This window comes from Acinetobacter sp. 148 (assembly GCF_031196675.1).
Taxonomy (GTDB): domain Bacteria; phylum Pseudomonadota; class Gammaproteobacteria; order Pseudomonadales; family Moraxellaceae; genus Acinetobacter; species Acinetobacter baumannii.
The window spans coordinates 1-8,816 of the sequence record NZ_JAVIMT010000018.1 but is presented as its reverse complement, the minus strand read 5'-3'; the positions used below and the strand labels follow the sequence as shown (position 1 = coordinate 8,816).

The following is an 8,816-nucleotide window of genomic DNA, read 5'->3' as shown; positions in this document are numbered from 1 at the left end:
CGCACATGCGTACTATTTCTTATTTATTGGCGATTGCCAAATTCTCTTTATTTATACCGCCAGAACAGTCTTTAAAACGGCTCTAGGTTTTCTACACCTTAAGAATCGTCACGACTAAAAATCATATCAACAACAAAACTCGAGATAGGCGAGCACACCACTTGTGCGGCTTTTGCATGCCTGTATTTAGCACTCATTTTAAGAGTGACGGTATTTCTATCTCTTTACATACAACAAGAATTTATAACGGTAAAACTATGCCAAATTTAGAAACCTCTTCTAAAAAATTACACATTATTCGTACCGCTATTCGTTTGTTTACCACACATGGATTTCATACAACAGGCGTAGACCTGATTGTCAAAGAATCAGAAATACCGAAAGCCACCTTGTATAACTATTTTCACTCAAAAGAACGACTTATTGAAATGTGTATAGCTTTCCAAAAAAGTCTACTTAAAGAAGAAGTGCTTGCGATTATCTATTCAAGCCGTTATTGCACGCCAACCGATAAGCTCAAGGAAATAGTAGTTTTACATGTTAACTCTAACAGTCTGTATCACTTGCTACTTAAAGCTTTGTTTGAAATTAAAGTGGCTTACCAGCAGGCTTACCGTATGGCAATTGAGTATAGAAAATGGCTGACTCGTGAAATTTTTGAACTGATTTTTAGCTTAGAAACACGTGCGTTAAAACCCGATGCCAATATGGTTTTAAACTTAATAGATGGCTTGATGTTCGAGTTTTTGAGTACAAAGAGTTTGGATGAAAGGGACGTGGTGATGGAGTATTTTTTTAAGCCAACTTATTTGAGGTAAATGAGTTATTTAAATAAAAGGATGTATGGTTTGCTTGATTTTTATTAGATGAGCAGACCATATACACCATGCGATGATGTGAGCTCATTACTCAGTTTAGATCAAATAATTAGATATAACATACTGTTTATATTATAAAAATTAATATTTTTGACTTTGTGGCGATAATATTGCTATTTTATTTTTACGCTAATCGTAAATAGATTACGTATATCATAATTAAAATGGAATTAATTTAAAGCGAGTCATGGAGAAAGGAATACCATGAAAGAAATTGTATTAAGTGATTTGATCAATCAGCAGAAAGTTGGACCGTATCAAAAATTTATTTTGGTTACCTGCTTATTACTAATGATTATGGATGGGTATGACATTCAGTCCATGGCTTACGCAGCCCCACTGATTATAGAAGAATGGGGTGTTCAAAAATCGATGCTGGGAGTTGTGTTTAGTGCAAGCTTGTTTGGTTTGTTTGTTGGATCATTTTTATTAAGTTCACTTTCTGATCGTTTTGGTCGCCGTCCGATACTACTGATCTCGACCTTTATATTCTCCATATTGATGCTGTTGACACCACATGTAGGCAATATTGAGCAATTGACCGTAATCCGTTTTGTTACAGGAATTTTTTTAGGCGGTATCATGCCAAATGTGATGGCTTATAGCTCCGAAATTGTTCCATATCAATCTCGTATTTTTACCATGATGGTCATTTCTTGTGGCTATACGGTAGGGGCAATGTTGGGGGGCGGAATATCAGCCTTACTAGTTCCTTGGGGAGGATGGCAGGCGATTTTTTATTTTGGCGGTATTATCCCTTTAATTATTTTCTTTATCACATTCTTTAAGTTGCCAGAATCTTTATATTTTTTGAGTGAAAATAGCAAAAATAGCTCCAAAATTTTGTTTTGGTTAAAGAAGTTTTATCCAGCATTAACATTCAATGCAGAGATAAAAATCATCAATAATACTGAGGTTCAGGTTAAAAAGTCACCGCTTGAGTTATTTAAAAATCAGCGTGCGTTTTTTACCTATTCCATCTGGATCATCAGTATTTTAAATATGATCAGTTTATATTTTCTGGCAAATTGGCTACCGACTTTGGCCAAAGAGTCCGGGCTTTCATTAAATCAGGCATTGTTGATCGGCTCCACTCTACAATTAGGCGGTACGATTGGTAGTGTGGTGATGGGCCTTAAAATTGATAAGACAGGATTTTATAAAGTATTAATTCCTGTTTTTTTGGTTGCAGTAATTAGTGTTGCTTTAATTGGCTATTCTGTTAGTCATATCGTTTTATTGTTTATTATCATTTTTATTGCCGGCTTTGCCATTGTTGGTGGGCAACCTGCCATTAATGCTTTGTCGGCCAGTTATTACCCAGTTTCACTTCGTACTACAGGGGTGGGCTGGAGTATTGGAATTGCTCGTTTGGGTTCTGTCATTGGGCCGTTATTTGGCGGTTATCTCTCTCAATTTCTGGTCATTACCCATTTATTTGTGATTGCTGCCATACCTTCGCTATTCGTCATTATCATGCTGATGATTCAGGCCAAGTATCGGTCATAATACGGTCTAAATATAGAATTTACATAGTGCATATATAGACCGTAATTATGATCGGTGAGTAGCTTCAGAGAGTTGGTCACAAGCTACTCATGGATTATTTAACTCGATACCATGTTTGGTTTCGGCCAATTGCAGAAATACCAATGTAGCCGCGAGCGGTAAGTTTTTCCCCATCTGGTGATACGGTTACGCTAAAGCGATAAGTCTTGTCTGACTGAGGATCGAGAATAGATCCTTTGTCATATTTATTTTGACCTACGTTTTTTAAATTTTTGACAATGGTTAAACCAATTAAAGATTTATTTTTATAAGTCCCTTCACACATCGTACATTTATTGGCTTCGCTTGGAACAAGGATTTTTTCAATATTTGCGGATAGAACTCCATTTTTGTCTTGGCTAAATCTTACCAGCGCTCTCGGTTGATTGGTGGCATCATCAATAGTTTTCCAAACACTGCCATGTAGTTTGTCCGAAGCAAATGAATGAACCGAATAAAAGCTGAATAAAATTAATAATAAATATTTTTTCATATCAAATGTTTCTCTAATTAAATATGGATGGCTTTAACTGCCAAAAATGATTCATTTTAAATTTAACTTCACAATCTTCTTAGTATTGATCTATAAGCTTAACAATATGTAAAGTTATAATCTATTTGTCTAAATATTATTTTGAATACATTACTTATGCAATTGCGAGAATGGACAGAATTATTAAGTTTTTTAAAGTCATTTAGTTAGTATTGAATCACAGTCTGCAATATTCAGCTTTATAACTAAAAATCTTGAAACTGTTTCTTTTCTTTAATCATATTTACGGGTAAATGGCTCTTCCTGAAAAAAAAGAGCCATTTAAATTGATAGATAGAACTAAGCAGTATGCTTGAATGCTGCTACTGCTTTTTCTAGAAAGTGTAGGGTAACTGGTTTGAGCCAAGTACCGTCAGCAAGGCTTGGTTCATTTTGCATTGCTGTACGGATCTTTTCTTGAGTACTTGGATTTTCGCCAGTATAACCTTGTAGCATAGAGAGCCATTGCTGTGCCAAACGCTTTGCTCCTTCACTATTCGGTTTAACCTCAGCGTCAATCAATTTCTCAATATCGACTAATAGTTGAGGCCATTTTTTCATCTCGCGACCATAATTTTCCTTTAAAAAAGCAAACTCATTATCAGATAAATAACGAGCAAAAATACTCAGCTTACTCTCTGAAAAGGCCCTAAGTAAAAAGTCAACAACTTCTGGCAGTACCCCTAATTTTTCCTGAAATTCAGGTTCTGCAGAATTGATGTTATTTAATTTAACAAGCCATTCTGGATTGGTGCGCGTATTCTGCTCAAGTGTTTTCATCCACTTATGGGCGAGCTTTTGAGCGGTTTCACTGCTAGATGATTCTCCAGCATTAAATACCGTATTTACAGCTTGAGTTAACTCTTGCCATTCTTGGTGGGTTTTAGTACCTGATTGTAAAAATGTAAGCTTTTCAAGTTCTTCTTGCGTAAAGTATTTCTCGTACATTGCTATAAGCTCCAGCATATTTAGCCAATCCTCCAAATCAAGTTCTTCACCATTGATGAGCTGAGATTTCAATTGTCCAAGCTGATTTCGCAATTTCTTCTGCTCTGCCAGTCTTTGATCAATTGCTTGAATCTGCCGATCAATAATCGGTAAAAGTGCTAGATTGGGATCTTCAAGAACCGTATAGATTTCGGCTAGCGACATACCCAGCCCTCGTAATGCTTGAATTTGATGCAAACGAGTGATGTCTTTAGGGGTATATAGTCGATAACCAGCATCGGACCGGGCAGAAGGCTGAAGTAAACCGATATCGTCATAGTGATGAAGAGCACGGACAGTAAGTCCTGTTTGCTTAGCCAATTCACCAACTTTTAACAGCATCTTTTTAGCTCCTTCTTCCTTAGGCGTGTTTTATGCTAGGGGCTTACGTTACGTGAGGGTCAACTACTTTAAATCATAATTTTTTATTATTTTATTTTTGGTAAATGTTCAGATTTATCTTTTTACTGTGGTTTAACGACCAGAAATTCTTCACGATTCTAAAAGTAATTTTTGGTTTTTGACTGGTTTTATATAAGATATTGAAATACCTAACAAATCAATAGCAACCGATATTCACCATCTTTTTCAACAGGTGCCCGATGCACACACGGTAAAACCTTTTGAGTGGGATGATCTACTGCTAAGCGCCATAAGTGTCCTGTACCCAAATTTATAGGTTGTGCATGGGCTTTAGGCTGATAATGTAAATCAAAAAAATACTCTGCTAAAAAGCTTTCAAATTCGGCTTCTGGGCCGTCATGTAAAGCTTTGAGCTTTTCTCTAATTTCTTGAATTAAAACTTTTTGTTCAACCTGATCATTCGGCACAATGTCGCTAGCCGCACCGTGATAAGTACATAAGAATGTGTCGGTTTCAATAGGGGAACGATCAACATGAAATGAATAGACATCTGTTGAAATAAAATCGAGCTCTTCATCACGTTCATAATGCTTAAGTAAATTAAGTACAGGTGATGCACCCATATCAGTTAAGAGCTGCATGTCTTTTAAAATAATATCTCGAGCCAAATCACCTTGTTCTGAAAGCTCAAGTGCTAACAGGTCTTCTGTAGAAATTTCGGTAATATTTTCTTTTAACTCAAGTTTAGCCACAATTTCTTTAAAGTCGCCCACCAAATTTCTGTGCCAACAAATAGCATTCTTATTTCCCTGAAAATGTGTATTCACAAGTTCAGCAAAAGTAGATACCACTTCAACTTGCTTGTGGTCAGAAAATGTATTTGTCATATTAAAGTTAAATGGCTCAAAATCTTGCCAATCATACACCCTTAGCGCTTATAGGGTTGCAAGCAGTAGCCAAAATTTGCTTAAAAAATGAAGGTAATGCAAGAAAAGTACAATAATTGTATGAAGTTCTGGTTAGGCGTGCTTATTATAAATTAGCTTTGAATAACTGAGAAAAGGTAAGAAGTCGACTATTTTTATAGTCATGAAAGGGAATAAGAAAAGTTTTGAAGTAATAAGGTCACGAGGAAGATATGGAAGGAATTAAAACAATCGGTGTGGTTGGTGTCGGTGTCATTGGTGCAAGCTGGACAGCATTATTTTTATATAAAGGCTTTAAGGTAAAGGTATATGACCCTTATCCAATAGACGAAGAATTATTTAAAAAGAGAATACAGGCAAATCTTAGTGATTTGCTCGCTTTAGATCAGCAAACAGATTCAAGTCATCATTTACAAGATATTTTTCTAAATTTAGAGCTTTACAACAACTTAAAAGATGCGGTGATTGATGCCGATTTTATTCAAGAAAATGCACCGGAACGGTTAGATTTAAAGCAAAATTTATATCAAGAAATCACTTCATATTGCCCTGAAAAAACACTAATTGCTTCAAGTTCTTCAGGTCTAAAAGTTTCTGACTTTCAAAAAGATGCAACTCATCCCGAGCGTATTTTTTTAGGTCATCCATTTAACCCACCTCATCTGTTACCTTTGGTCGAAATTGTGGGTGGAAAATTAACAGATCCGCAAATTTTAAAGAAAGCTTCCGAGTTTTATCAAAGTTTGGGTAAGCATCCGATTGTTTTAAATAAAGAAGTTAAAGGACATGTAGCAAATCGTTTACAAGCTGCTTTGTGGCGAGAGGCATTTTCACTGGTTAAAGAAGGGGTGTGTTCGGCAGAAGATGTTGATATAGCAATCATCAGTGGGCCTGGGCTGAGATGGGCTTTATTTGGCCCCTATATAAATATGGAACTTGCCAATCAGAAGGGGTTTAAAGAGGCAATTCACCATTTAGGACCACCTATGACCGAATGGTGGAATGATATGCAAAATTTTCAGCACTCTGAAGAAACTACTGAGTTGCTAGAAGAACAAACTAAAGAGCTTTTAACACATTATAAAGATGTCGATTTATCTCAAAAAAGGGATAAAGGACTAGTCGATATTTTAAAATTGAGACAACAATTAGAGTTGGATTAAACCAGTTTTTATGAAAGGCCAAACAGTGCTTTATTGAGGTGTTTGGCTTTTTTATTTTTGAGTATTTCGGTACTATTCCTATTCTTCTTTCCGCACACAATCTATAAAAAGCTTGCACTCATCGTAAGCTTTTAGACTGATTAATTTACTAGGGCATATGAAACGTTACTGGAAACAAACCGAATCAATAGCTTCACGTTGGACGACCGAACAAGACTGTTTTTTAATAGAAAATAATTCACTTTCTATAGATGAGCTAAAAGAGCATTTACCATTTTCTGAAGATGAAATAAGAGTTCGTAGATCAGTTTTAGGACTCGTAAGACGAGATCAGCAAATGAGACCGTATTAATTTTACCAAATGGTAATTTTTAATTGAAAATAAATATTTCAAAAGATAATAATATTTTTAAAAAAATTGCGGATGAGTTATCAAAACCATAATTTTTTTAGGTGATTGTTCAATAGTCTTTACATAAAGCTTTAACTACTTACGTTTGAGTATAATATTGTTTCACTCCTTTACATTTGTTTAATCATAATCAGAACCATAAAACATTTTAAGATCAAAACTTTATAACAATTGAGATTGAGGAGGGTAAAAATGCCAAAGTATTTAGCCGTGGCTGAAAAGGTTTATAAGAATATTAAAAAAGACGACTTATTCACCAATGACCTTACACAAAATCTGAATTGTTTAATCAGTCAGATACGTAAGGCCATTAAAGGGACTGAGTTTAAACTTAAGTTCAATTATATTGATTTTGACGAGCAGCTCACGAAGCCTCTTAGTGAATGTAAAGTCAAAGTTGATCTAAGTGTGATGCCGAAGTTTGAAAACGAAGGAGAGTATTTGCTCTGGTTAGCAAGTTTTATCGAGCGAATTACCGATGGCGGAAAACCTAAATTTCCACCAATTTCACAATTAATTCCGCACGGATTTAAAATTTCTAAAGAATCATTTCCTGTGACTGTTGCTCCTCCTAAAGAAGAGCATGCAGATATGATTATTAAATATTTTAAATCGGAAGATTTTATGAAAACCAATAAAACTCCTTCGTAAAAGAATATAGAAGTATTCGTCCACCATACTTCTATATATTGCTGGTTTAAATTCAGCCACCGCCTTCTGGGGCGGTTTTTTTATAGATATTCCTTTATTTACTTCTTTCTAAAAGTAAAACCGGTTTGTCGTAATTACTGTTACACCACTCATGTTTTTTTAGTATAGCTTCTGGAACTTGAGCCATGTCTTTCACAGCAGCAAAACCCATAGAGCAGTAAAAACCTTCTAACTTGGCAAAGGGTAAACAGTAAAGCATAGAAAAATCTGAATTTTTAATTAAGAAATCAACTACCTTACGGGCGATTCCTAACCCTTCATTGCCCGGAAAAACATAAATTCCACCAAGCTCGCCGCTGTTAGCATCAATACCCACAACTCTACCTTGACCAATAATTTTCTCATCAATAGAAGCTAGTACAATAAGTTCACCAGCATGTGATGGTACAAAATCAATTTCGGCATAGCGTTCGTTTATAGCTTTGAGATCGGCAGTGTTCGCGAATCTTAATGAAATTTCCATTATTTTTTTCCTGCAAGTATTATCTATAATATTCAAGACTTCGTTTTTTCAAAAATATTCATACGATATAAAACAAGATAAATAATTTAGCTAATTATTTAAATTAGCCTTTTTCATATAGAGCGTATTAGATTAAAAATGAGGCGGATTAATTAACCTTCTAACCGTTTCTTCGAGTTCATCGTAATGATGAATACTTGCATCTGAAAGAGAAGGATGAAGGGTAAGAGTTGGATGAAAATATATTGTTTTCATACCAATTTTTTTGGCACCTTCTATATCTGCTTTGGGATTGTCTCCAATAAAAATACAATCTGATGGCTTACAATCTAGTTGATTGCAAGTGTATAAATAGATTTCAGGATCTGGTTTTCTTAAACCTATAGCTTCAGAAATCACGATAATCGAAAAATAGTCCGTTAATTCTAAAGCATAAAAATTTTTCTCCTGAAAAGGTGTTTTTCCATTGGATACTAAGCCTAATGTGTATCCTTGAGCATGAAGATTTTGAATAGTTTTTGGAGCATTTTCAAATGCTGTAGAGAATTTATTAAAATCATTAATGTAAGATTGCAGCAATTCAGACGTATTATATTTTTTGATATTAAAATCTTTAATTAATTGACTGTAAACAATATCTTTCCAAACGCTTCCGTTATTGTCTAGCTCTATGAATCGGTTAATAAAAGATTTTTTTAGCTCATGGGGTACTAAGTTTAAGTAGCTTACTTGCCAGTTAAGAAATTTTAAAAGTGATTCATTTCGGTTAAGAATAGTTTGATCTAGGTCAAACAAGAGAACTTTTTTCATTTTGAACCGTACCGGGTTTGTCG

The 8,816-nt window shown here is 34.9% G+C and carries 10 protein-coding genes; 5 read left to right on the top strand and 5 right to left on the bottom strand.

Annotation, left to right across the window (positions count from 1 at the left end):
* Positions 1-257: 257 nt before the first annotated feature.
* Together RFX69_RS03660 and RFX69_RS03655 are read left to right on the top strand one after the other, a co-directional pair.
* Positions 258-818: a TetR/AcrR family transcriptional regulator gene (locus RFX69_RS03660; protein WP_289333133.1), complete on the top strand. Its 561-nt coding sequence runs from the start codon at positions 258-260 to the stop codon at positions 816-818.
* 264 nt (positions 819-1,082) lie between these two features.
* Positions 1,083-2,387 (top strand): MFS transporter, encoded by a 1,305-nt coding sequence (locus tag RFX69_RS03655; protein WP_078202305.1) that lies wholly within the window; start codon positions 1,083-1,085, stop codon positions 2,385-2,387.
* 94 nt (positions 2,388-2,481) lie between these two features.
* Here RFX69_RS03655 and RFX69_RS03650 read toward each other — a convergent pair whose 3' ends face one another.
* The 3 genes from RFX69_RS03650 to RFX69_RS03640 form a co-directional block, all read right to left on the bottom strand.
* Entirely contained in the window at positions 2,482-2,919 is a 438-nt protein-coding gene (locus RFX69_RS03650) for a DUF2147 domain-containing protein (RefSeq protein WP_000760391.1), read from the bottom strand.
* Positions 2,920-3,258: 339 nt separating this feature from the next.
* Positions 3,259-4,287 (bottom strand): MerR family transcriptional regulator, encoded by a 1,029-nt coding sequence (locus RFX69_RS03645; RefSeq protein WP_289332741.1) that lies wholly within the window; start codon positions 4,285-4,287, stop codon positions 3,259-3,261.
* A gap of 209 nt (positions 4,288-4,496) precedes the next feature.
* Positions 4,497-5,195: a DUF1826 domain-containing protein gene (locus tag RFX69_RS03640; RefSeq protein ID WP_025466232.1), complete on the bottom strand. Its 699-nt coding sequence runs from the start codon at positions 5,193-5,195 to the stop codon at positions 4,497-4,499.
* 251 nt (positions 5,196-5,446) lie between these two features.
* Between RFX69_RS03640 and RFX69_RS03635 the strand changes: the two genes are divergently transcribed.
* From RFX69_RS03635 to RFX69_RS03625, 3 genes are all read left to right on the top strand, one after another.
* Complete coding sequence (locus RFX69_RS03635) at positions 5,447-6,397, top strand: 3-hydroxyacyl-CoA dehydrogenase NAD-binding domain-containing protein (RefSeq protein WP_289332740.1); 951 nt, start codon at positions 5,447-5,449, stop codon at positions 6,395-6,397.
* Between the two features lie 157 nt (positions 6,398-6,554).
* Positions 6,555-6,749, top strand: a complete 195-nt coding sequence (locus RFX69_RS03630; RefSeq protein ID WP_001984101.1) for a hypothetical protein — start codon at positions 6,555-6,557, stop codon at positions 6,747-6,749.
* Positions 6,750-7,001: 252 nt separating this feature from the next.
* Positions 7,002-7,460 (top strand): hypothetical protein, encoded by a 459-nt coding sequence (locus tag RFX69_RS03625; protein WP_001127331.1) that lies wholly within the window; start codon positions 7,002-7,004, stop codon positions 7,458-7,460.
* 94 nt (positions 7,461-7,554) lie between these two features.
* On the opposite strand, the gene RFX69_RS03620 is transcribed toward RFX69_RS03625, so the two are convergent.
* Together RFX69_RS03620 and RFX69_RS03615 are read right to left on the bottom strand one after the other, a co-directional pair.
* Complete coding sequence (locus RFX69_RS03620; RefSeq protein WP_228414122.1) at positions 7,555-7,983, bottom strand: GNAT family N-acetyltransferase; 429 nt, start codon at positions 7,981-7,983, stop codon at positions 7,555-7,557.
* Between the two features lie 132 nt (positions 7,984-8,115).
* A complete protein-coding gene (locus RFX69_RS03615) occupies positions 8,116-8,793 on the bottom strand; it encodes an HAD family hydrolase (protein ID WP_005129015.1) in 678 nt (225 codons plus the stop codon).
* Positions 8,794-8,816: the final 23 nt, after the last annotated feature.

Bases quoted from the DNA above. Each gene is read 5' to 3' on its own strand.
- RFX69_RS03620 (WP_228414122.1), bottom strand. From the start codon at position 7,983: ATGGAAATTTCATTAAGATTCGCGAACACTGCCGATCTCAAAGCTATA.
- RFX69_RS03630 (WP_001984101.1), top strand. From the start codon at position 6,555: ATGAAACGTTACTGGAAACAAACCGAATCAATAGCTTCACGTTGGACG.
- RFX69_RS03650 (WP_000760391.1), bottom strand. From the start codon at position 2,919: ATGAAAAAATATTTATTATTAATTTTATTCAGCTTTTATTCGGTTCAT.
- RFX69_RS03640 (WP_025466232.1), bottom strand. From the start codon at position 5,195: ATGACAAATACATTTTCTGACCACAAGCAAGTTGAAGTGGTATCTACT.
- RFX69_RS03635 (WP_289332740.1), top strand. From the start codon at position 5,447: ATGGAAGGAATTAAAACAATCGGTGTGGTTGGTGTCGGTGTCATTGGT.
- RFX69_RS03615 (WP_005129015.1), bottom strand. From the start codon at position 8,793: ATGAAAAAAGTTCTCTTGTTTGACCTAGATCAAACTATTCTTAACCGA.
- RFX69_RS03625 (WP_001127331.1), top strand. From the start codon at position 7,002: ATGCCAAAGTATTTAGCCGTGGCTGAAAAGGTTTATAAGAATATTAAA.
- RFX69_RS03660 (WP_289333133.1), top strand. From the start codon at position 258: ATGCCAAATTTAGAAACCTCTTCTAAAAAATTACACATTATTCGTACC.
- RFX69_RS03645 (WP_289332741.1), bottom strand. From the start codon at position 4,287: ATGCTGTTAAAAGTTGGTGAATTGGCTAAGCAAACAGGACTTACTGTC.
- RFX69_RS03655 (WP_078202305.1), top strand. From the start codon at position 1,083: ATGAAAGAAATTGTATTAAGTGATTTGATCAATCAGCAGAAAGTTGGA.